Raw genomic sequence first — 19,816 nt, forward strand, 5'->3', positions numbered from 1 at the left:
CATTCTTTCTTTCAGTAATGACTTTAATCATGGATCTGAACGCCCTGCGCCTGCTGGTCCGAGTGGCCGAAACCCGCAGCTTCACCCGCGCCGCCGGGGACCTGGGGCTGACCCAGTCCGGCCTGTCCCGGGCCATCTCGCGCCTGGAACAGCAGTTGGGCGTGCGCCTGCTGCAACGCAACACCCGCAGCGTCAGCCTGACCCCGGACGGCCAGATGCTGGTGGAGCGTGCCGGGCCGCTGCTGGCGGAACTGGTCCAGACCGAGAGCCTGCTGTTGGAACGCCGCGACTCACCCACCGGCGTGCTGAAGATCAGCACACCCTCACTGTTCGGACGCAAGGTGGTGATGCCGGTGATCGGCGGCCTGACCGAGCGTTATCCGGCCTTGAGCATCGAGGCGGTGATGACCGACCGGATCGTGGATATCGTCGATGAAGGTTTCGATGCCGTGCTGCGTACCGGAACCATCCAGGACCAGCGCCTGATCGCCCGCCCCCTGGCGCCGCTGCGCTGGGTCACGGTGGCGGCGCCGGCCTACCTGGAACGCCACGGCACGCCTCGGGACCTGGCCGAGCTGCAACGCCACAACTGCCTGGCCGTGCGCAACCTGCGCAGCGGCCGGCTGGTGGAATGGCAATTCATGGACCAGGGCAAGCCCCTGGATCTGGCGGTCACGGGGCGTTTGATCTTCGATATCGGCGATGCCCTGGTGGACGCCGTGCTGGGTGGTTTCGGCATCGCCCAACTGATGGAGTTCGCCGTGCGCGAAGCCCTGGACGACGGGCGCCTGCGGCCCATTCTCCAGGCATACGACGGGCGCAGCCGCGAGCTGTCGCTGGTCTACCCGCCCTCGCGCCAGTGCTCGGCAAAACTCACCACATTCGCCGCGGCCCTGGGCCAGGTGAGCTGGTAAGGCACGTCAGCCCTCTTCCGGCGCATCCTGGGTCACACTGAGCACGCGCGGCTGGGCGATCCGCAGGTAGTCCTCGGTGGACAGCACCATGGATGCATCCAGGCGCCCGGCATTGAAGGCGATTTGTTCATAGCGCGAAGTCAGCTGCGGATCGACGATCAACGAGATCCGTGGATCGAAGCTCAGCGGTGGGATGGCTCCGATCACGCAGCCCGTCAGTTCCCGGGCCAGCTCCGGCGCCACGAGCTGGGCTTTCTTGCCTCCCAGGGCCGCGCCGACTTTCTTCATGTCCAGCTTCTGGTCCCCGGACAGGATCACCAGGGCGTAGGCATCGTCACCGCCCTTGAGGCCACACAGCATGGCCTTGGCCCCCTGGCCCGGCTCGGTGCCGCGAATCTCGGCGACCCGCGCCGACTGCCCTTCGGCCGGATGCTCGATCACCCGGTAACGGGCCTGGTGACTGTCCAACAGTTGCACCAGGCGCTGAAAAACATCGTGCATATGAATCCCTTGTTAGAAATGCCCGGCGCCGATTCAAACACCCGCCAGGGGCGCTGGCCAGCACCGCGCAGCTACAAGCGCACCGGCATGGACGATCCTAGACGGCAACGCCTGCGCGGCTACGCCCAGTCCCTGGTTCACACATCGCCAGCCAACGGTAGCTGGCGCCCGTCAAGGCTGTCGCCAATGGCCAGGAAATGCCCGCCGGCCACATGGTGCAGGGTGCGCAGCCGATCATGGCCGTCGAAGTGCCAACGCCCCTCGCTGAACACTCGCGAGTCGGCCTGGGCGGCAATCACTTCGCCGAGGAACAAATCGTATTGCTGGTGGTTGTGGGGCTCGGGTAGCAATCGACACTCCAACCAGGCCACGCAACCTTCCAGCAACGGCGCGGCACAGGTCTGGCCGGCGAAGGTGGCCAGGCCGTAGGCGCTGAATTTGTCGCGACCGGCCCGGCTCATCTCCAACCCTGAGCTGTTGCCCAGGCTCTGGGTGATATCGACCTGTTCCACACAAGGCACGTTGAGCACGAAGCTGCCGGACGCCTCCAGCAGTCGCCGGGTCCAGGTGCTCTTGTCGAGCACCACCGCGACCTTCGGCGGTTGGAAATCCAGGGGCATGGCCCAGGCGGCGGCCATGATGTTGCGCTGCCCTTCATGGGCGGCGCTGACCAGGACGGTGGGACCGTGGTTGAGCAGACGATAGGCCTTGTCCAGAGGGACCGAACGACGAAATGCGGGCATGGCAGGCTCCTGAAAAAAAGCGATTGTAGCGCCACTCCCTGGCGGTGCAGATGGGTCGATTGGATGGATTTCCTGGATTATCCGTCCAGCGCTCGGCGGCTTATCCACAGCGCCCCAGACACTAGACTCAACCTTCATTTCAACAGTTGAAGGATGCGCACCATGGCCGACCATTCCCTGAACGACAAAGTGGTGCTGATCGCCGGAGGGGTGAAAAACCTCGGCGGCCTGATTGCCCGCGACCTCGCCCGCCACGGCGCCCGGGCCGTGGCCGTGCACTACAACAGCGATGCCAGCCAGAACGATGCCCAAGCCACCCTGGCCGCCCTCCAGGAGCTGGGAGTCCAGGCCCATGCCTGGCAGGCCGACCTGACCAGTGCCAGTGCAGTGGAGCGCCTGTTCAGCGAAGCCAAGGCGCGCTTCGGCAAGATCGATATCGCCATCAACACCGTGGGCAAGGTCCTGAAGAAACCCATCGTCGAGATCAGCGAAGACGAGTACGACCAGATGTTCGCGGTCAACGCCAAGAGCGCTTTCTTCTTCATCAAGGAGGCCGGCAAGCACCTGGAGGACAATGGCAAGCTGGTGACCCTGGTGACTTCGTTGCTGGGCGCCTTCACCCCTTTCTATGCCGCCTACGGGGGTTCCAAGGCTCCGGTGGAGCATTTCACCCGGGCAGCGGCCAAGGAGTTCGGTGCCCGTGGTATCTCGGTGACCGCGGTGGGACCGGGGCCGATGGACACGCCATTCTTCTACCCGGCCGAAGGTGCCGATGCCGTGGCCTACCACAAGAGCGCTGCGGCGCTGTCACCCTCGAGCAAGACCGGCCTTACCGATATCGAGGACGTGGTGCCTTTCATCCGCCATCTGGTGACTGAAGGCTGGTGGATCACCGGGCAGACCTTACTGATCAACGGCGGCTACACCACCAAGTAATCCTGGCGCTCAAGGGGTAAATTGGCCTGCCGGGCTGCACGTAGCCCCAGGCTGAAGTCAACCGGCATTCCCCGAACCAGGACAGTTGTGACGATGGATAAACTTGAGCAGTACCGGGTATTCATCCAGGTGGCCGACATGGGCAGCTTCATCAAGGCCGCCCATGTCCTGGAATTGCCCAGGGCCACGGTGTCATCGGCGGTACAGCAGTTGGAGACCGGCCTGGGTACCCGCCTGTTGCACCGCACCACTCGCCACGTACAACTGACCGCCGACGGCGCCATTCTCCTGGAACGGGCCCGCCGCCTGCTGGCCGACGCGGCAGAACTCAACCAGCTGTTCCAGCATCGCCAAGTGGATGTCAGCGGTCGCTTGAACATCGACGTCCCCAGCCGTATCGCCCGGCGCCTGGTGGTTCCAGCGCTGCCCCAGTGGCTGGCGCAGTACCCCGGCCTGCAACTGGCCCTGGGGGCGTGCGATCGCAGTATCGACCTGGTCCAGGAAGGCGTGGACTGCGCGATCCGTGTCGGCAGCCTGGCCGACAGCAGCCTGGTGGCCCGCCCCCTGGGGCAACTGGCCTTGATCAATTGCGCCAGCCCTGGCTACCTCGCCGCCCATGGCGAACCCCACACTCCCCAGGACCTGCAGAACGGCCAGTGGATGATCGGCTACGCCTCTCCCGACACTGGCCGCGAGCAACCCTGGGAATACCAGCTCGAAGGGCGCGAGCACCTGCTCAGCCTGCCCAGCCGGGTGATCGTCAACAACGTGGAAAACTACATCGCCTGCTGCCGCCAGGGACTGGGGCTGATCCAGGTGCCGCGCTTCGATGTGCAGCACCTGCTGGACCGTGGCGAGCTGGTGCAAGTTCTGCAGGGGCTGCCAGTGGCACCGATGGACATCTGCGCGCTGTACCCCGACCGGCGCCATCGCTCGCGGCGGCTCAATGTATTCATCGAATGGTTTGCCGAACTGGTCCGGCCACACCTGGAACCATGAGCGACGGGCTTGCCCAAGGGCAGCGAGTCATGAGATGAAGGCGCCCCCAACGGACTGAGGCACACGGACCATGGCGCACCTGCTGATCGTCGCCCCACAGCTTGACGACCTGAATGACCTGTTGGCATTCGAAGAAGAGAATCGCGCCTTCTTCGAAGCCTCGATCAACGCACGGCCCCCCAGCTACTACTCCAGCGAAGGCGTCGCCCAGGCCATTGTCCAGGCGCAACAAGACGCCGAGGCTGACCGGGGCTATCAATTCCTGATCCGGGAAAGTGGCTTGCTAGTGGGACGAATCAATCTGCATCGGGTCCAGCGCCCGTATTTCAACTGCGCCGAACTGGGCTACCGGGTCGGTGCCCGCTTCACCGGTCGCGGGATCGCCAAGAACGCGGTGACCCAGGTGCTGCAACGGGCATTCGAGGAGTTGCGCCTGAGCCGTATCGAGGCCAATGCCCGGCCTGAGAACATCGGTTCGGTACGCGTACTCGAAGCTTCCGGCTTTTCCCGCTATGGCCATTCACGCCGCAGCTTCCAGTTGCACGGGCAGTGGTTCGATCGCTTGCACTACGAATGTCACTCACCGTTGCTGAGCTGACCTGACGAGCGCCCGCCACGCAGACGAGCGCCCCTGGCGACAGGCGACTCAGGTCGACAACTGGTTGGCGAACTGCCCTACCGCACTGACCACTTTCTGCGCCCCGTCCTGGATCTCGACGATCACCGTCCCGGCTTCCGCCGCCAGGGCCAGGCCCTGCTCGGCGCGTTGCTTGCCTTCGGCCATCAGCTCCACCGCCGTACGCGCCATGTCCTGGTTCTGGCGCACCACGCCGACGATCTCGTCGGTCGCGCTACTGGTACGCGAGGCCAGTTGCCGCACCTCGTCGGCCACCACCGCGAAGCCACGCCCTTGCTCGCCGGCCCGGGCTGCCTCGATGGCAGCATTGAGCGCCAGCAGGTTGGTCTGTTCGGCGATCCCGCTGATGGTCTTGACGATACTGGCGATCACCAGAGATTGCGCGCTCAAGGCTTCGATACCGTCGCCCGCGTCCTGCATGTGCCTGGCCAGGTCCTGCATCACGGTCACCGCTTCGGTCACCACAGTAGTGCCGCGCTGGGCGCAGGTGTCGGTCTGCAACGAGGTGTTGTAGGCGATGCTGGCGGCTTCGGCCACCGCCAACTCCTGGTTCACCTGGTCGGTGATCACTGTGGCGAACTTCACCACCTTGTAGAGCTTGTTGTTGGCATCCAGCACCGGGTTGTACGAGGCCTCCAGCCAGACCACCCGGCCATGGGCATCGACGCGCTTGAAGCGTTCAGCGATGAACTCGCCGGCGTTCAGGCGCCGCCAGAACTCTTGGTAAGCCGCGCTGTTGTACTCCTCGGGCTCGCAGAAGATGCGGTGATGCTTGCCTTGGATCTGCGCCAGGCTGTAGCCCATGCTCGACAGGAAACGCTCGTTGGCGCTGAGGACGTTGCCGTTGAGGTCGAACTCGATCACTGCGGTGGAACGCACCAGGGCGCCGATCAGGTTCTCGTGCTCGCGGGATGCCTCGATGGTACGGGTCAGGTCGCTGGAGAAAATCGCGAAGTACTTGATCCGTCCCTCGGAATCGCGCACTGGCTGGGAGATCGAACGCAACCAGGCTTCCTGGCCATTACCGCGCAACAGGCGCACCGCCCCGGCAAAGTGTTCGCCGCGGGTCAGGGTGTTCTTGAAGCGCAGATGGAATTCATCGTGCTTGACGTGCGCCGGGACGATGTCTTCCAGAGGACGTCCCACCAGGTCGCCGCTCTTGTAGAGCATTTCCTGGGCGAAGTTGTGGTTGACCGATTGAATCCTTCCATCGGCGCTCAAATTGATCACGAGCATCTCGCTTTCAAGGCTTTCCTTCACTTGCTGAAGGCTCGAAAGTTCTTCACGAAGAGTCGACAGCTCTTGCTTCAAGCGTTTATTGAACATGGGGATGTACCGGGGGACTGAAAAAATAAGCTGCTTTGGGCCTAACATCGGCCCTGAAATACATTTCTTAATAGCCGTTGGAAGCTGTCCGACGAAAATAATTCAACGCCCCGCAACCCCCGTTGAAACAGGGCTTTGGCCAATGGTTCGAGCTCTCGAAGAGCGCGTATAGTCCAAACTTTGGAAAATCAATGACGATTGACGGAGTTGGACCATGGACGCATCACGCAAGGCACTTTTCCAGCAGGCCGCGGCACGAGTCGGACACTGTTTCGAAGGGGAAATGCGCATTGGCGGCAACTATGTACCGGCCGTACGCAATGACGATGAGGTCTACGTCAGCGGCCAGATTCCCCGCATCGACAACACCGTGATGGTCGTGGGCCGGGTGGGCGCCGAGACCTCCCTGGAACAGGCGCGGCATGGCGCGCAGATCTGCACCTTGCGGGCCCTGGCGATCCTCGAGCAGATGCTCGGCGATCTGCAGCGGATCAAGCGCATCCTGCGGATCAACGTCTACGTCCAGAGCGCGGCGGACTTCACCCAGCAGAGCGAAGTGGCCGACGGTGCATCGGAAATCCTGTACTCGGTATTTGCCGAGGCCGGCGTACATACAAGGACCTCGATAGGGGTCTACCAGTTGCCGAAAAACGCCTCGGTGGAGGTCGACATGATCGTCGCCCTGCATCCCGGATCGCACCAGGACTGAAGGGCAGCACGCTGGCCGGGCAACCACTTCGGACCCGGCCAGCGCAGCGGCAGGCGGGCAGTGGCCATCCATGGATCAACTGCCATTGTTACGGCACTGGCCCATGATCTGGTACTCGATGGTCATGAGCTGGCCCGTGGAGTCCTCATAGGTCATGCGCGAAGGCACCACCTCGCAGGACTTGATCGGCGGGGTGATGCTGACCACCTTGGCGATGTCCAGCTTCATGCCATAGCGATAGTTCTGTACCACTGGCGCGGCCTTGCCCTGCTTCGCCGCATAGCGCTCCATGGCCTTCTCGTTTTGCTCCATGGCCCGGGCAAAAGTGCGATCGCCGCCACCTTCGGCCAACGCCAGGGAAGAGATGGCAAACAACATCGCGGCAATGCTCAAGTTAAGTGGTTTCATGACAATCTCCTCGTTCGGTTGACAGCTACGAGGATAAGAAACCGACCCTGTCAGAATGATCGCGTGCGCATTACTTATCTGTAAGGCGCCTCTCCGGCCTCCGGCCAGCCTCAGGCAACGCCCGGCCCACAAGGGCTACAGCTCATCCGGGCGATCCCTCGCCAGCCCTTTTCTTGCGCAATTGTAATGGTCGGGTCACCCCGTCGTTATCTGCGGTTTGCAACTATCGACAGCGGTTCCGGGCGCGGCGATGCCCCGGCGGCCAAACCAATAAGAACGCCTGCGGCGATATAAAAACCGATAGCCGCACACTCAGGAGCGCCCTCCCATGCGTATCAACCCTCTTCTGTCCCTGTCCGCACTCACTGCGGCACTGGGGCTCGGTCCTATGGCGGCGGTAGCTGCCGAGGAACGTCCCGAAGGCTTTATCGAAGGCAGCCAGCTCAACCTGCTGCTGCGCAACTTTTATTTCAATCGCGACGATCGCAAGGGCCAGTCCAGCCCCACCGGCAACGGCTACTCCGAAGCCTGGACCCAGAGCCTGATCGGCAAGTTCGAGTCAGGCTTCACCCAGGGCACCGTGGGTTTCGGCCTCGATGCTTTTGTCATGCATGCCTTCAAGCTCGACTCGGGCACAGGGCGCAGCGGCGGCAAGGGATCGTTCGGCATGCTGCCGGTGAACGGCAGGAACGAGCCGGCCGACAGCTATGGCAAGGCGGGGGGTGCCGTGAAACTGCGGGCCCTGGATACCGTGGTCAAGGTCGGCGACGTCTTCCCTACAACCCCCGTACTGCAGTACGGCGATTCGCGGGCACTGCCCCAGAGCTTTCGCGGCTTTACCCTGGAGAACACCAGCCTCAACGACCTGAAACTGCAAGCCGGACGCATGCATGGTGTGGGCTCGATGAACCAGAGCAGCCTGCGCGATAGTTTCGTCACTTTCTACAAGGAAACTCTGAAAAAGACTTTCTGATTTGGCAAAATACCGCGACCCCACCCACCGAGTTTCCCGATGAAGCAGATGACCTTCGCCGACGCCGAGTACGCTGGCAAGCGCAAGCAAACCCGCAAGGAGTTGTTCCTGATCGAGATGGATCGGGTGGTGCCGTGGAAGGGCTTGATTGCTTTGATCGAGCCACATTATCCGAAAGGTGAAGGTGGCCGTCCGGCCTACCCGTTGATGGCGATGCTGCGTGTGCATCTGCTGCAGAACTGGTTCGGCTACAGCGATCCAGCGATGGAGGAAGCGCTGTACGAAACCACGATCCTGCGCCAGTTTGCCGGGCTGAACCTGGAGCGCATCCCCGACGAAACCACCATTCTCAACTTCCGCCGCTTGCTGGAGAAACACGAGCTGGCGGCCGGCATCCTCGCTGTCATCAATGGCTATCTGGGCGACCGCGGCCTGTCGCTGCGCCAGGGCACCATCGTCGATGCAACGCTGATCAATGCGCCCAGTTCGACCAAGAACAAGGACGGCAAGCGCGACCCGGAAATGCACCAGACCAAGAAGGGAAACCAGTATTATTTTGGCATGAAGGCCCACATCGGCGCCGATGACGAATCGGGTCTGGTGCACAGCGTAGTGGGCACGGCGGCCAATGTGGCGGATGTCACCCAGGTGGACAAATTGCTGCATGGCGACGAAAACGTGGTCTGCGCCGATGCAGGCTACACCGGTGTCGAAAAGCGGCCCGAGCATGAAGGACGTGAAGTTATCTGGCAGGTGGCGGCACGCCGCAGCACCTACAAAAAACTCGATAAGCGCAGCGTGCTGTACAAAGCCAAGCGCAAGATTGAAAAGGCCAAGGCTCAGGTGCGCGCCAAGGTCGAGCATCCGTTCCGGGTAATCAAGCGCCAGTTCGGTTACACCAAGGTGCGCTTTCGCGGCTTGGCCAAAAACACGGCGCAACTGGTGACACTGTTCGCTCTGTCGAACCTGTGGATGGCGCGCCGACATTTACTGACGAATGCAGGAGAGGTGCGCCTGTAATGCGGGAAATGGCCACCGGAGTGGGGTCCGGGTGGCGAAAACGTAAGAAATACTCGTCGAATTGATTGTTTTTTGATCATTTGGCGAGTTTAAAAGTTGCGCTAGGTGGTATGCCGGGGAAATACATGGCTACTTCAGACCATCCACAAGGGCCCGGTGGACTCGCCCTGGGTCAGCTACTTCGGTGGCGACTACCAGATCAATCCCAACCTCGGTTTCAGTCTCTACGGCAGCCGCCTCAAGGAGGTGTGGGACCAGCGCTACTTCGGCGCCTCGGCCAAGTATCCGGTGTCCAACCAGCTCACGCTGTTCAGTGGCTTCAACTACTACAACGTGGTGGACGAAGGCCGTAAGGAACTGGGCGAGTTGAACAACAACATCTGGAGCGCCAAGGTCGGTGCCACGCTCGGTGCCCACACCCTGGCCTTGTCCCATCAACGCAACAACGGCAACAACCCCTTCGACTACCTGCGCCAGTCGGATTCGATATTCCTCGACAACTCGATCCAGTACAGCGACTTCAACGCGCCCAAGGAGCGCTCGTGGATGGTGCGCTACGACCTCGACATGCAAACCCTGGGCATCCCCGGGCTGACGTTCATGGCCCGTTACGGACGAGGCAGGGGGGCCGACTACAGCCACGCCAATGCCCAGTACATGCAACGCGATTCGGCAGGCGCTCCGTTGACCGGCCAACGTCGCTGGGAACGGGACATCGAGGCCAAGTACGTATTCCAGAGCGGGCAGCTCAAGGACCTGTCGCTGCGTATCCGCCAGGCCACCGTCCGCTCCAGCCGGTTCGAGTCGGACCTGGAGGAATTCCGCCTGATCGTCGAATACCCCCTGGCACTGCTCTGAAGGCTCTGGCCGGGCAGGTTGCAGCCTGCCCGGTGTTAAAACTTCTTCACAGACGCTTGGCTTTCAGAACTGTAATATCAGCCTCACCTTCTCGTTAGGTTGGTCTCCATATACTCCCGGACATACTTCGATCCGCTGTGTTCCTACCAGCGACCGGCCTGCCAGGAGAGAGAACATGCGCCCAACCCAGCTATTACTGACCGGCCTTCTGGCTGTCACCTGCTCCACCGTGTGGGCCGCCGATGGCAGCGAACGTTCGCAACAAGCCCGCACAGCTTTCCTGGCCAGCCAGGAACAGATACACGGCGAATCCGGCCGGGAAACGGAGACCGCCACCACCGACGCCCCTTCTACGCCCAGCAAGGCTGGCGAAGATATTTGACGGCGTGGGTCCACAGAGCACATTCATCTCTTGAAGCGTTTTCATGATGCTCCTTTGGAAAGAGATGAATTTTCAGCGCCCCTCGGGGCGCTTTTTTTTGCCTTCCTCTCGCCCGCCTTCATGACAACACCACCGATCGCAAGCCCCGCAAACCTGTAGCCACTGCCGCAGGCTGCGCCCGGGCGCATAGCGGCCGCAACATGAGGTCGATCGGTCGATCGCCGAAGGCCCTACGGGCCTTGTCGCAGCCTCGCGTTGCTCGGCAGCGGCTACAAGGAAAACCGGATACATCTGCCAACAAGCCGGGTCAGGGCTAGGTTGAGACCAATCGTTCAACCTGATGGAGCGCAAGGGAATGAGGGACTGGCCTGATGGTTACCGTCTGTTCAAGGGACGGCGTTCGGAGATTGGCAGGATCTATTCCGTGACGGTTGTCACCGAGCACCGGCGCAGAATGTTCGACGACTCCCAGCTCGGCCGTCTGGTGGTCGAGCAACTCAAGGGTCAGCACGAGGCAAGCCTGACTCGGACCCTTGCCTAGGTAGTGACGCCCGACCACTTGCATTGGCTGTTTCAGCTGCAGAAATGCTCTCTGGAGGAGGCGTTGTGCCGTCTCAAGTCCAGGAGCGGACGCATTATCAACCTGCGCCTGAACAACCTTGGCCGACTTTGGCAGAAGGGGTATTACGAACGGGCCGTGCGCCGGGAGGAAAACCTCAAGACAATTGCCCGTTACATCATCTGTAACCCGGTCCGCGCCGGCTTGGTCCAGCGTGTAGGCGACTACTCCCTTTGGGATGCGGCTTGGCTCTGACCTTTAGCCGCAGCCCGCAGGGCCTTCAACAATCGACCGGGCATTCTCATGTCGCGGCCGCTGCGCGTCCGTGCGCAATCTGCGGCAGCGGCTTCACGCAGCCGGTCCCGGGGGCGATTACACAGGCATCACTCCTCCCGGCGGTGGGCCCATTGGTACAGCGCGGGCAGTACCAGCAGGGTAAGGATGGTGGAGGACAGGATGCCGCCGATCACCACCGTAGCCAGGGGCCGTTGCACCTCGGCTCCAGTACCGGTGGCCAGGGCCATGGGCACGAAGCCCAGGGACGCCACCAGCGCCGTCATCAGTACCGGGCGCAAGCGAGTCAGGGCGCCCTCGCGGATGGCCATGGGCAACGACCGCCCCTCCTCCCGCAGGTTGCGGATGAAAGCAATCATCACCAACCCGTTGAGCACCGCGACCCCCGACAGGGCGATGAAACCGACCCCCGCCGAGATCGACAGCGGAATGTCCCGCAGCCACAAGGCCATGATCCCGCCTGTCAGGGCGAAGGGAATGCCGGTGAACACCAGCAGCCCATCCTTGAGGTTGTTGAACATCATGAACAGCAGGCCGAACACCAGTAGCAGGGCCACCGGCACCACCACCCGCAGGCGCTGGGACGCCTCCTGCAACTGTTCGAACTGGCCGCCCCAGGTGGTCCAGTAACCCGCCGGGACTTTCACCTTGTCGGCGATCAGGGTCGTGGCTTCCTCGACGAAGGAGCCAATGTCGCGCCCCCGCACGTTGGCGCTGACGATCACCAGGCGCTTGCCGTTTTCCCGGCTGACCTGGTTGGGGCCCAGGACCAGGTCCAGGCTGGCCACTTCCGACAGCGCGATGAAACCGATCTGCCCATTGACGCTGCCTGCCGTCGCGGGGATTGGGACCAACAACCGCGACAACCCATCGATGTCAGTACGCAGCTGATCGGACAGGCGCACCACCATGTCGAAGCGCCGATCGCCCTCATACAGGATTCCAGCCTGGCGCCCACCCACGGCCACCGCGATGGTGTCTTGCACATCACCGACGTTGAGGCCATAGCGCGCGGCTTTGTCACGGTCGATATTGATGGTCAGCACCGGCAGCCCGGTCGTCTGTTCCACCTTGACCTCCGAGGCGCCCGCCAGGCCCTGCAAGGCGCTGGCGATCTCGTTGGCGGTCTTGTTCAGCACCGTCATGTCGTCGCCGAAGACCTTGACTGCCACATCGCTGCGCACCCCGGAAATCAGTTCGTTGAAACGCAACTGGATCGGCTGCGACAACTCATAGGCATTGCCCGGCACCATGGCGCTGGCGCGCTGGATATCGGCGATCAGCGCTTCCCGGGACTTGCCCGGATCTGGCCACTGGGCCTTGGGCTTGAGCATCACGTAGCTGTCGGAAATGTTCGGCGGCATCGGGTCCGAAGCGATCTCCGCGGTGCCGGTGCGGGCGAACACTCGCTCAACCTCCGGCACCTGGGCCAGCAGGGTCTTTTCCAGGCGCTGCTGCATGTCCACCGATTGCGAGAGGCTGGTACCCGGCACCCGCAGGGCCTGCAGGGCCAGGTCGCCCTCGCTGAGGCTGGGGATGAACTCGCTGCCCATGCGGCTGGCCAGCAGGCCGCTGCCCACCAGGACCGCGCCGGCCAGGGCGAAGGTCAGCCCGCGCCGTTGCATCACCCAGTCCAGCACCGGTGCATAACCACGCTTGGCGTTGCGCATCACCAGGTTCTCCTTCTCCTGGACCTTGCCGGTGACGAACAGCGCAATGGCCGCCGGGACGAAGGTCACCGAGAGGATCATCGCCCCCAGGAGGGCCATGACCACGGTGAACGCCATGGGGTGGAACATCTTCCCGGACACGCCGGTGAGGGCGAAGATCGGCAGGTACACCACCATGATGATCAGCTGGCCGTAGATCAGTGGGCGCCGGGCTTCCTTGGCCGCGGCAAAGACTTCATGCAGGCGCTCCGAGCGGGTCAGCATGCGCCCGTGGCTCTGCTGGGCATGGGCCAACCGGCGGATGGCGTTCTCGACGATCACCACCGCCCCGTCGACGATGATCCCGAAGTCCAGGGCGCCAAGGCTCATCAGGTTGGCACTGACCTTGTTGCTGAACATGCCGGTGAAGGTGAACAGCATCGACAGCGGGATCACCAGGGCGGTGATCAACGCCGCGCGGATGTTCCCCAGGAACAGGAACAGGATGACGATCACCAGCAGTGCGCCCTCGAAGAGGTTCTTCTTCACCGTGGCGATGGCTTTCTCCACCAGGTTGGTGCGGTCGTACACAGTGACCGCCACCACGCCCTCGGGCAGTGTGCGGTTGATCTCTTCAAGCCGCTTGGCCACCGCCTGGGACACCGCGCGGCTGTTTTCGCCGATCAGCATGAACACCGTGCCCAACACCACTTCACGGCCATTCTCGGTGGCCGCGCCGGTGCGCAGCTCACGGCCGATTTCCACCTGGGCCACGTTGCGCACACGGATCGGCGTACCGTCGCTGCTGCTGATGACGATGTTGGCGATGTCGTCGATGGAGGCCAGTTGCCCCGGGGCACGGATCAGCAGCTGTTCACCGCTGCGCTCGATATAGCCGGCACCGACGTTGGCATTGTTGCGCTCCAGGGCCGTCACCAGGTCAGTGAGGGTCAGGCGGTGGGCCGCCAGGCGCTTGGGGTCCGGAGCGATCTGGTATTCCTTGGCGAAGCCGCCGATGGTGTTGATCTCGGCCACCCCGGGAACGTTGCGCAACTGCGGCTTGATGATCCAGTCCTGGATCACCCGCAGGTCGGTGGGGGTATAGGGCGTGCCATCTTCCTTGCGTGCCCCCTCCTCGGTCTCCACGGTCCACAGGAAGATTTCTCCCAGCCCGGTGGAAATCGGCCCCATCTGCGCCTCCACCCCTTCGGGCAGTTGCTCGCGAGCCACCTGCAAACGCTCGTTGACCAGTTGCCGGGCGAAGAAGATATCGGTGCCGTCCTTGAAGATCACCGTTACCTGGGACAGGCCCGAACGCGACAGCGAGCGGGTCTGCTGCAAGCCGGGCAAGCCGGCCATGGCAGTCTCGATGGGAAAGGTGATGCGCTGCTCGGTCTCCAGTGGCGAGAAGCCCGGCGCCGCGGAGTTGATCTGCACCTGGACGTTGGTGATGTCGGGGACGGCGTCGATCGGCAGCTTCTGGTAGCTGGCGATGCCGATACCGGCCATCAGCAGTACCCCCAGCAGGACGATGATGCGCTGCTCGATGGCGAATTGAATGATGCGTTCAAACATGGATAGTCACTCTCCGCTGGGGCCTGTTCAGTGGCTGTGCTCGGCCGAACCCTTGCCCAGTTCGGACTTGAGGGTGAAACTGCCGCGCGTGGCGACCTGGGCGCCGGCGGCGAGGCCTTCGCGGACTTCAACGAAGCCATCCTGGCTGCCCCCAAGCACCACAGGCGTAGCCTGGAAACCCTCGGCCACACGCACGAACACCGAAGGCCGGTCTTCTACGGTCTGGATCGCCTCCCGGGGCACGCTGACCGGCACCTCGACGGCCGCGGTGGCCACCTCGACCGCCACGAACAGCCCCGGACGCCAGCTCTCCTTGGGGTTGGCCAGGGTCACCCGAACCGTGGCGGTACGGGTCTGCTCTCCCAGCAAATTGCCGACATAAGCCACCTGCCCGCGGACCTGGGTGCCCAGCTCGCTGGAGCTGACATTCACCGACTGGCCGACCCGGACCTTGTCCAGGTCCTTGGGAAATACACCGAAGGTCGCCCAGACCCGGGACAGGTCGGACAGGGTGAAGGCCGCCGTGGTCTCGCCCACCACTTCGCCGACACTGAGGTGCTTCTCCACCACCACGCCATCGAACGGCGCGCGCATTTCATAACGGTTGCCCCCCGCCAGCTGGGCACTGCCGCTGAGCGCCGCCATCTTCTGCCGGGCGTTGCCCAGGGCGATCTCGGCCTCTTGCAGCACCTGCCGCGCCAGCAGGTAGTCCTGCTCGGCGGAGATCTGGTCGACCCACAACTGGCGCTCACGCTCGAAAGTAGTGCGGGCCAGTTCCACCCGCCGGCCGGCCGCCGCCAGCTCGCTGCGCTGGTCGGAAACCTGCTGGCTGGCAATCACCGCCAGCAGGTCGCCACGCTTGACCGACTGGCCGAGGTTGGCCTGCACCGACTCCACCACCCCGGCGGCACGCGGCACGATATGCGAGGTGCGGTCCTCGTCGAAGCGGATTTCCCCCGGCAGGCTGAGTAGGCGATCCAGACGCCGCGGGCCGGCCTCGGCCAGCTCGATCCCGGCCGCCGCGATCTGCTGGGCATTGAGCTCCACCAGGCCCTCATGCCCCTCTTTTCCATGGCCCTCTTCGCCCTGCCCTTGCTCGGTATGCCCTGGCTCGCCATGCCCGGCGGGCGCCGTGGAGGCTGAAGGCTGGTCCGTGGCCGGGGGCTCTCGATTGACCAGGCCAGGCAGCAACGAGGCCGCCAGCCCCAGGCCGGCCACCGCCACTATGGCCACAACAAGGCTGCGTTTTTTGTCCATGGATGCTCCTGAAAATGTCGAGGGTCGGCGGCGCAGGCGCGGCCTTACGAAGTGGACGGAAAGAAAAACTTCCCCAGGGCCCGGTGCAGTTCGTGCACGCACCAGTGCCGGGGGGGCTCGTCGCTGCTGGCCGGAGGCACCCGGCCGCAGTCGCTGAGCAGCAACAGGGCGAAGTACGCAAGGCCCCGCAGCCAGGGTTTCACCAGCGGCTGAGGTCGCCGTAGATACGTTCGATCCGCACCCAGGCATCCGTGCTTTGCGCTACCGCCACCAGGTACTGGTTACGGGCGCCGATCAATGTGCGCTGGGCGTCGAGCACCTCGAGGAAGCTGAACTTGCCCATCTCGAAGCCACGGGTGGCGCTGTCTACCGCGCTCTGGGCAGCGGGCAGGATGGTCTGGTTGAACGACTGCACTTCGCGTCGGGCCGTCTCCCATTGCTCCAGGGCCTGGCGAGTCTCGGTACGCAAGCGCAATTCAGTGGCGTTGCGCAGGTCCCGGGCCTGGTCGGCGCGGCGCGCGGCAGACAGCACGTTGCCCTGGTTGCGGTTGAACAACGGCAGCGGCATCGACAGCCCCACCAGGTTGATCCGGTCCTTCTTGCTGCCGTCTTCGTTCCGGCTGGCGTCGTATTGGCTGCCGATGCTGATGTCCAGGTCGGGAATGCGCTGGGCCTTTTCCAGGTCCAGGGAGGCTTCGCGCTGGACGATCTCCTGCTCCGCCAGGCGCAGTTCCGCGGTCTGGGGCAAGCGGTTCAGCAGCTGCACCGACGCAGGCGGCACGGTGATGATCCCGGCTTGTTCCTGTACGGCAGAAAAATCCGCGCTACCGCTCCCGGTGACCCTGGCCAACTGCCGATAGGCGTTGTCCTGCTCCAACTGGCCACGGTTGAGTTCCAGGCGGATCTCCGCCAGTTGCACCTGGGCCCGGGTAGCCTCCACCGGCGATGCCTTGCCGGCACCGACCCGCCCCTGGGCCACGGTAAGGCCGCGCTCGGCCAGGGCCAGGGAGCGTCCGGCCAGTTGCGTACGCTCCTGGGCTCGCAGCGCTGCGTAATAGGCTTCCAGCACATCGGCCCGCAGTTGGTTGCGCCGCCGATCCAGTTCCAGTTCCGCCAGCATCTGCCCCTGGCTGGCCACCTCCACCCGCGCACCGCGCTTGCCGCCCAGTTCCAGGGTCTGGCTGAGCTTGACCGACGTGGTGCCTTGCCCGCGCTTGGTGTTCTCGATATCCGTGGACAGCACCGGGTTGGGGATCAGCCCGGCCTGCTGGCGGGCGCCCTGGGCAATATCGATTTCCCAACCAGCGGCGGCCAGCTCTGGGTTGTTGGCGAACGCCCTGGCCATGGCGCTGTCGAGGCTCAACGCCGATTGCCCGGCGGCATTCGCGGCTTGCCCCGCCAGGACCATTAATAAAACCGTGCAGCAACTCCTTGCGGCCCGGGCGCAGATTCTCGGGAAATTCGGCATATCAGGTTCCGACCCTTGCTGAAACGAAGTCTTGGCGCAGGTACGGCGGCATATACCGGTACATATAAAAGGGTTATTCGACCGATATGAATTACACCGCTGTACTTGTCGACAGGGAAATATTCAAGATCGGCAAACTTTAACTTTCGGTCCTTATCAGCAGGGTGGCGCAAAAATTACAAATCTGTAATCAAGGTTTACGGCCCGGGCTTCTGTATTAATATCCCAACAACAAAGCCAAGGCCCACGGCGCTTTCACGCTCAAAAAGAGATGCTTCAAAAACAACTTAAAAACTTACCAACGACAACTTACCCATAACTTAAACAATAACTTTCCAGTGTTTGTCGACTACCAATTTCAATTGCAGAGAACTTCCTCAACATGCGTATCCTGGTTATCGAAGACGAACTCAAGACTGCCGACTACCTGCAACAGGGATTGACGGAAAGTGGTTATGTGGTGGATTGCGCCAACAGTGGCGCCGATGGGCTGTACCTGAGTCGCCAACATGCCTACGACCTGGTGATCCTCGACGTCAACCTGCCGCAGATCGATGGCTGGGGCGTGCTCGGCCAGATCCGCCAATACAGCAATACCCGAGTCATGATGCTCACGGCCCAAGGCCGGCTGGCAGACAAGATCAGGGGGCTGGACCTGGGGGCCGACGACTACCTGGTCAAGCCGTTCGCTTTTCCCGAGTTGCTGGCCAGGGTCCGGACCCTGATGCGCCGCAGCGAGCAGTCGCCAGTGCCAGATGTGCTGCGGGTCGCCGACCTGGAGCTGGACCAGGGCCGGCACCGGGCCTTTCGCGGCAAGCAGCGCATCGACCTGACCACCAAGGAATTCGCCCTGCTGCACCTGCTGATGCGCCAGAGCGGCGTGGTGCTGTCACGGACCCAGATCATTTCCTTTGTCTGGGACATGAACTTCGACTGCGACACCAATGTGGTGGAGGTTTCGATCCGCCGCTTGCGGGCCAAGATCGACGATCCCTTCGAGCGCAAGCTGATCCATACCTTGCGCGGGGTCGGCTACGTGCTCGAGGAGCGTGACTGAACAACAGCCCACCGGTGCTCAGTGATCGTGTTCCTGCTCATGGAATCCGGCCTGTTCCACCTGCAAGGTAACGTGGGCAATTGCGAAGCGCTCCTGTACCAGCTCGGTGACCTGGGCCAGGATCGCCTGCTCATCGCAGCTGTCCAGCTGCGCTACGAGATGGGCACTGAGTACATTCTTGCCACTGGTCAGGGCCCAGATGTGCAGGTCATGCACCTCGCTGACCCCTGGCACGCCACGGATGCCCTGCTCCACCTGGTCGATATCGACTCCGTCCGGCACGCCCTGCAGCAGTACGTTGGTACTCTCCTTGAGCAGGGTCCAGGTCCGTGGCAGCACCCACAGGCCAATGGCCGCCGCCACCAGTGAATCGACCCAACCCCAGCCGGTGAACATGATCACCAACGCCGCGAGGATCACCCCGAGCGAGCCGAGCATGTCGCTCCACACCTCCAGGTAGGCACCCTTGACGTTGAGGCTCTCGCTGCTGCCGGAAGCCAGGAGGCCCATGGAGATCAGGTTGACGATCAAGCCCAGCACCGCGATCACCAGCATTCCCGTGGACTGGATCTCCGGGGGCGCCTGCAGGCGTTGCCAGGCCTCGAACAGGATGTAGAAGGCCACCACGAACAGCAGCAGGGCATTGAATGCCGCGGCAAGGATCTCGAAACGGGCATAGCCGAAGGTGCGCTTGCGATCCGCCGGACGCTTGGCGACCTGGATCGCCACCAGGGAAATCGCCAGGGCCAGGGTATCGGTGAGCATGTGCGCAGCATCCGACAACAGCGCCAGGCTGCCGGTGACGAAGGCACCGATGACCTCGGCGATCATGAAACTGCCGGTCAGCCCCAGGGCCATCCACAATTTGCGTTCGTGCCCGGCCCGTACCTGCCCGTGACTGTGTCCTGCGCCCATGGAGCCTCCTGCGATGTAGTGGAAAACCTCGGCCTGATGATAGTCCGGTTGAGCGCCGGGCAGGCTCACCCGGGCGAATTGTCATCGGGCTGTTATCTGCCGGTTATCCAGCGTGCTCCGAAGCCACTTGCGGCCCGCGCGCTCATGTCGCTTTTGTGCCGGCCGCGGCCCTGTAGAATGCCCGCTTCATTCTTCGTCCAAGGGATCGCCATGCTTCGCCAGCCCCGGATCTTCGCTCTGGCCACCGCCCTGCTGCTCGGTGCCGGCAGCGCTTGGCTGCCAGCGCAAGCCGCCGCGTTGGACTGCGCGCACATCGAATACAGCCAGCAGGTCGATCGCTGTGCCCAGCAAGACAAGGAGCGGGCCGACAGCGCCCTCAACCAGAGCTACCAGGCGCTGCTGGAGCGGGCGCACCAGAGCTATCCCGGCAACCTGCTCCAGGAGCAGGAGTACCTGGGCAAGCTGAAGAACGCCCAGCGCGCCTGGATCAAGTATCGCGACAGCACCTGCGTGCTGGAGGCGGTCGACGTGGAGCCGGGCAAACCGGCCCACGCCACCTTGATCAACCGCTGCGTGACCCGCCTGAGCAACGAGCGCAGCCACTACCTGGACCAGTTGCTGGTCGACTGAGGCCAG

At 63.0% G+C, this 19,816-nt stretch carries 17 protein-coding genes and 4 pseudogenes; 12 read left to right on the forward strand and 9 right to left on the reverse strand.

Annotated features, from left to right (window positions below):
- Nucleotides 1-29 precede the first annotated feature (29 nt).
- Nucleotides 30-914 (forward strand): LysR family transcriptional regulator, encoded by an 885-nt coding sequence (locus ATY02_RS30895; RefSeq protein WP_068575819.1) that lies wholly within the window; start codon nt 30-32, stop codon nt 912-914.
- A 6-nt stretch (nt 915-920) separates the two neighbouring features.
- On the opposite strand, the gene ATY02_RS30900 is transcribed toward ATY02_RS30895, so the two are convergent.
- Together ATY02_RS30900 and ATY02_RS30905 are read right to left on the reverse strand one after the other, a co-directional pair.
- The gene (locus ATY02_RS30900; RefSeq protein WP_068575817.1) at nt 921-1,415 is read right to left on the reverse strand and encodes a YbaK/prolyl-tRNA synthetase associated domain-containing protein; all 495 of its coding nucleotides are present in this window, start codon (nt 1,413-1,415) and stop codon (nt 921-923) included.
- A 137-nt stretch (nt 1,416-1,552) separates the two neighbouring features.
- Complete coding sequence (locus tag ATY02_RS30905; protein WP_068575815.1) at nt 1,553-2,158, reverse strand: flavin reductase family protein; 606 nt, start codon at nt 2,156-2,158, stop codon at nt 1,553-1,555.
- 162 nt (nt 2,159-2,320) lie between these two features.
- Here ATY02_RS30905 and ATY02_RS30910 point away from each other — a divergent pair, with 162 nt between their 5' ends.
- From ATY02_RS30910 to ATY02_RS30920, 3 genes are all read left to right on the forward strand, one after another.
- Nucleotides 2,321-3,094, forward strand: coding sequence for an SDR family oxidoreductase (locus tag ATY02_RS30910; protein ID WP_068575812.1), 774 nt, complete (start codon nt 2,321-2,323; stop codon nt 3,092-3,094).
- A gap of 93 nt (nt 3,095-3,187) precedes the next feature.
- Complete coding sequence (locus ATY02_RS30915) at nt 3,188-4,093, forward strand: LysR family transcriptional regulator (RefSeq protein WP_068575810.1); 906 nt, start codon at nt 3,188-3,190, stop codon at nt 4,091-4,093.
- Between the two features lie 70 nt (nt 4,094-4,163).
- The gene (locus ATY02_RS30920; protein ID WP_068575808.1) at nt 4,164-4,691 is read left to right on the forward strand and encodes a GNAT family N-acetyltransferase; all 528 of its coding nucleotides are present in this window, start codon (nt 4,164-4,166) and stop codon (nt 4,689-4,691) included.
- Nucleotides 4,692-4,739: 48 nt separating this feature from the next.
- Here the strand turns inward: ATY02_RS30920 and ATY02_RS36755 are convergent, their stop codons facing one another.
- Both ATY02_RS36755 and ATY02_RS36760 read right to left on the reverse strand, forming a co-directional pair.
- Nucleotides 4,740-5,171 carry a methyl-accepting chemotaxis protein gene (locus ATY02_RS36755; protein ID WP_241110202.1) on the reverse strand — a complete coding sequence of 144 codons (432 nt, stop codon included), beginning with the start codon at nt 5,169-5,171 and terminating at the stop codon, nt 4,740-4,742.
- A 162-nt stretch (nt 5,172-5,333) separates the two neighbouring features.
- Nucleotides 5,334-6,104 (reverse strand): annotated as a pseudogene (locus ATY02_RS36760) (PAS domain-containing protein); the annotation flags it as partial.
- Nucleotides 6,105-6,270: 166 nt separating this feature from the next.
- Here ATY02_RS36760 and ATY02_RS30930 point away from each other — a divergent pair.
- Nucleotides 6,271-6,765, forward strand: coding sequence for a RidA family protein (locus tag ATY02_RS30930; protein WP_068575804.1), 495 nt, complete (start codon nt 6,271-6,273; stop codon nt 6,763-6,765).
- Between the two features lie 75 nt (nt 6,766-6,840).
- Here the strand turns inward: ATY02_RS30930 and ATY02_RS30935 are convergent, their stop codons facing one another.
- Nucleotides 6,841-7,173, reverse strand: a complete 333-nt coding sequence (locus ATY02_RS30935; protein WP_068575802.1) for a DUF2790 domain-containing protein — start codon at nt 7,171-7,173, stop codon at nt 6,841-6,843.
- Nucleotides 7,174-7,501: 328 nt separating this feature from the next.
- On the opposite strand from ATY02_RS30935, the pseudogene ATY02_RS30940 reads away from it, so the two are divergent.
- From ATY02_RS30940 to ATY02_RS36765, 5 genes and pseudogenes are all read left to right on the forward strand, one after another.
- Nucleotides 7,502-8,119: pseudogene (locus ATY02_RS30940) on the forward strand (OprD family outer membrane porin); the annotation flags it as partial.
- A gap of 66 nt (nt 8,120-8,185) precedes the next feature.
- A complete protein-coding gene (locus tag ATY02_RS30945) occupies nt 8,186-9,166 on the forward strand; it encodes an IS5-like element IS1384 family transposase (RefSeq protein WP_010466230.1) in 981 nt (326 codons plus the stop codon).
- A gap of 138 nt (nt 9,167-9,304) precedes the next feature.
- Nucleotides 9,305-10,024: pseudogene (locus tag ATY02_RS30950) on the forward strand (OprD family outer membrane porin); the annotation flags it as partial.
- Between the two features lie 175 nt (nt 10,025-10,199).
- On the forward strand, nt 10,200-10,406 hold the full coding sequence (locus tag ATY02_RS30955; RefSeq protein WP_068580336.1) for a hypothetical protein: 207 nt from the start codon (nt 10,200-10,202) through the stop codon (nt 10,404-10,406).
- 355 nt (nt 10,407-10,761) lie between these two features.
- Nucleotides 10,762-11,220 (forward strand): annotated as a pseudogene (locus tag ATY02_RS36765) (REP-associated tyrosine transposase).
- Between the two features lie 128 nt (nt 11,221-11,348).
- Here the strand turns inward: ATY02_RS36765 and ATY02_RS30965 are convergent.
- The 3 genes from ATY02_RS30965 to ATY02_RS30975 all read right to left on the reverse strand — a co-directional run bounded on the left by ATY02_RS30965 (nt 11,349) and on the right by ATY02_RS30975 (nt 17,208).
- Nucleotides 11,349-14,483, reverse strand: coding sequence for a CusA/CzcA family heavy metal efflux RND transporter (locus ATY02_RS30965; RefSeq protein ID WP_068580334.1), 3,135 nt, complete (start codon nt 14,481-14,483; stop codon nt 11,349-11,351).
- 27 nt (nt 14,484-14,510) lie between these two features.
- Nucleotides 14,511-15,740, reverse strand: a complete 1,230-nt coding sequence (locus ATY02_RS30970) for an efflux RND transporter periplasmic adaptor subunit (RefSeq protein ID WP_068580332.1) — start codon at nt 15,738-15,740, stop codon at nt 14,511-14,513.
- 199 nt (nt 15,741-15,939) lie between these two features.
- On the reverse strand, nt 15,940-17,208 hold the full coding sequence (locus ATY02_RS30975) for a TolC family protein (RefSeq protein WP_068580330.1): 1,269 nt from the start codon (nt 17,206-17,208) through the stop codon (nt 15,940-15,942).
- 382 nt (nt 17,209-17,590) lie between these two features.
- Here ATY02_RS30975 and ATY02_RS30980 point away from each other — a divergent pair, with 382 nt between their 5' ends.
- Nucleotides 17,591-18,265 (forward strand): heavy metal response regulator transcription factor, encoded by a 675-nt coding sequence (locus ATY02_RS30980; RefSeq protein WP_068580328.1) that lies wholly within the window; start codon nt 17,591-17,593, stop codon nt 18,263-18,265.
- An 18-nt stretch (nt 18,266-18,283) separates the two neighbouring features.
- On the opposite strand, the gene ATY02_RS30985 is transcribed toward ATY02_RS30980, so the two are convergent.
- Nucleotides 18,284-19,180, reverse strand: a complete 897-nt coding sequence (locus ATY02_RS30985; protein WP_068580325.1) for a cation diffusion facilitator family transporter — start codon at nt 19,178-19,180, stop codon at nt 18,284-18,286.
- A gap of 210 nt (nt 19,181-19,390) precedes the next feature.
- On the opposite strand from ATY02_RS30985, the gene ATY02_RS30990 reads away from it, so the two are divergent.
- Nucleotides 19,391-19,810, forward strand: coding sequence for a lysozyme inhibitor LprI family protein (locus ATY02_RS30990; protein ID WP_068580323.1), 420 nt, complete (start codon nt 19,391-19,393; stop codon nt 19,808-19,810).
- Nucleotides 19,811-19,816 lie beyond the last annotated feature (6 nt).

It is taken from the genome of Pseudomonas sp. BIOMIG1BAC (assembly GCF_001705995.2).
GTDB classification, from domain to species: domain Bacteria; phylum Pseudomonadota; class Gammaproteobacteria; order Pseudomonadales; family Pseudomonadaceae; genus Aquipseudomonas; species Aquipseudomonas sessilinigenes.

Bases quoted from the DNA above. Each gene is read 5' to 3' on its own strand.
- ATY02_RS30980 (WP_068580328.1), top strand. From the start codon at position 17,591: ATGCGTATCCTGGTTATCGAAGACGAACTCAAGACTGCCGACTACCTG.
- ATY02_RS30945 (WP_010466230.1), top strand. From the start codon at position 8,186: ATGAAGCAGATGACCTTCGCCGACGCCGAGTACGCTGGCAAGCGCAAG.
- ATY02_RS30900 (WP_068575817.1), bottom strand. From the start codon at position 1,415: ATGCACGATGTTTTTCAGCGCCTGGTGCAACTGTTGGACAGTCACCAG.
- ATY02_RS30895 (WP_068575819.1), top strand. From the start codon at position 30: ATGGATCTGAACGCCCTGCGCCTGCTGGTCCGAGTGGCCGAAACCCGC.
- ATY02_RS30910 (WP_068575812.1), top strand. From the start codon at position 2,321: ATGGCCGACCATTCCCTGAACGACAAAGTGGTGCTGATCGCCGGAGGG.
- ATY02_RS30905 (WP_068575815.1), bottom strand. From the start codon at position 2,158: ATGCCCGCATTTCGTCGTTCGGTCCCTCTGGACAAGGCCTATCGTCTG.
- ATY02_RS30990 (WP_068580323.1), top strand. From the start codon at position 19,391: ATGCTTCGCCAGCCCCGGATCTTCGCTCTGGCCACCGCCCTGCTGCTC.
- ATY02_RS30915 (WP_068575810.1), top strand. From the start codon at position 3,188: ATGGATAAACTTGAGCAGTACCGGGTATTCATCCAGGTGGCCGACATG.
- ATY02_RS36755 (WP_241110202.1), bottom strand. From the start codon at position 5,171: ATGCAGGACCTGGCCAGGCACATGCAGGACGCGGGCGACGGTATCGAA.
- ATY02_RS30930 (WP_068575804.1), top strand. From the start codon at position 6,271: ATGGACGCATCACGCAAGGCACTTTTCCAGCAGGCCGCGGCACGAGTC.
- ATY02_RS30920 (WP_068575808.1), top strand. From the start codon at position 4,164: ATGGCGCACCTGCTGATCGTCGCCCCACAGCTTGACGACCTGAATGAC.
- ATY02_RS30965 (WP_068580334.1), bottom strand. From the start codon at position 14,483: ATGTTTGAACGCATCATTCAATTCGCCATCGAGCAGCGCATCATCGTC.
- ATY02_RS30985 (WP_068580325.1), bottom strand. From the start codon at position 19,180: ATGGGCGCAGGACACAGTCACGGGCAGGTACGGGCCGGGCACGAACGC.
- ATY02_RS30970 (WP_068580332.1), bottom strand. From the start codon at position 15,740: ATGGACAAAAAACGCAGCCTTGTTGTGGCCATAGTGGCGGTGGCCGGC.
- ATY02_RS30955 (WP_068580336.1), top strand. From the start codon at position 10,200: ATGCGCCCAACCCAGCTATTACTGACCGGCCTTCTGGCTGTCACCTGC.
- ATY02_RS30975 (WP_068580330.1), bottom strand. From the start codon at position 17,208: ATGCCGAATTTCCCGAGAATCTGCGCCCGGGCCGCAAGGAGTTGCTGC.
- ATY02_RS30935 (WP_068575802.1), bottom strand. From the start codon at position 7,173: ATGAAACCACTTAACTTGAGCATTGCCGCGATGTTGTTTGCCATCTCT.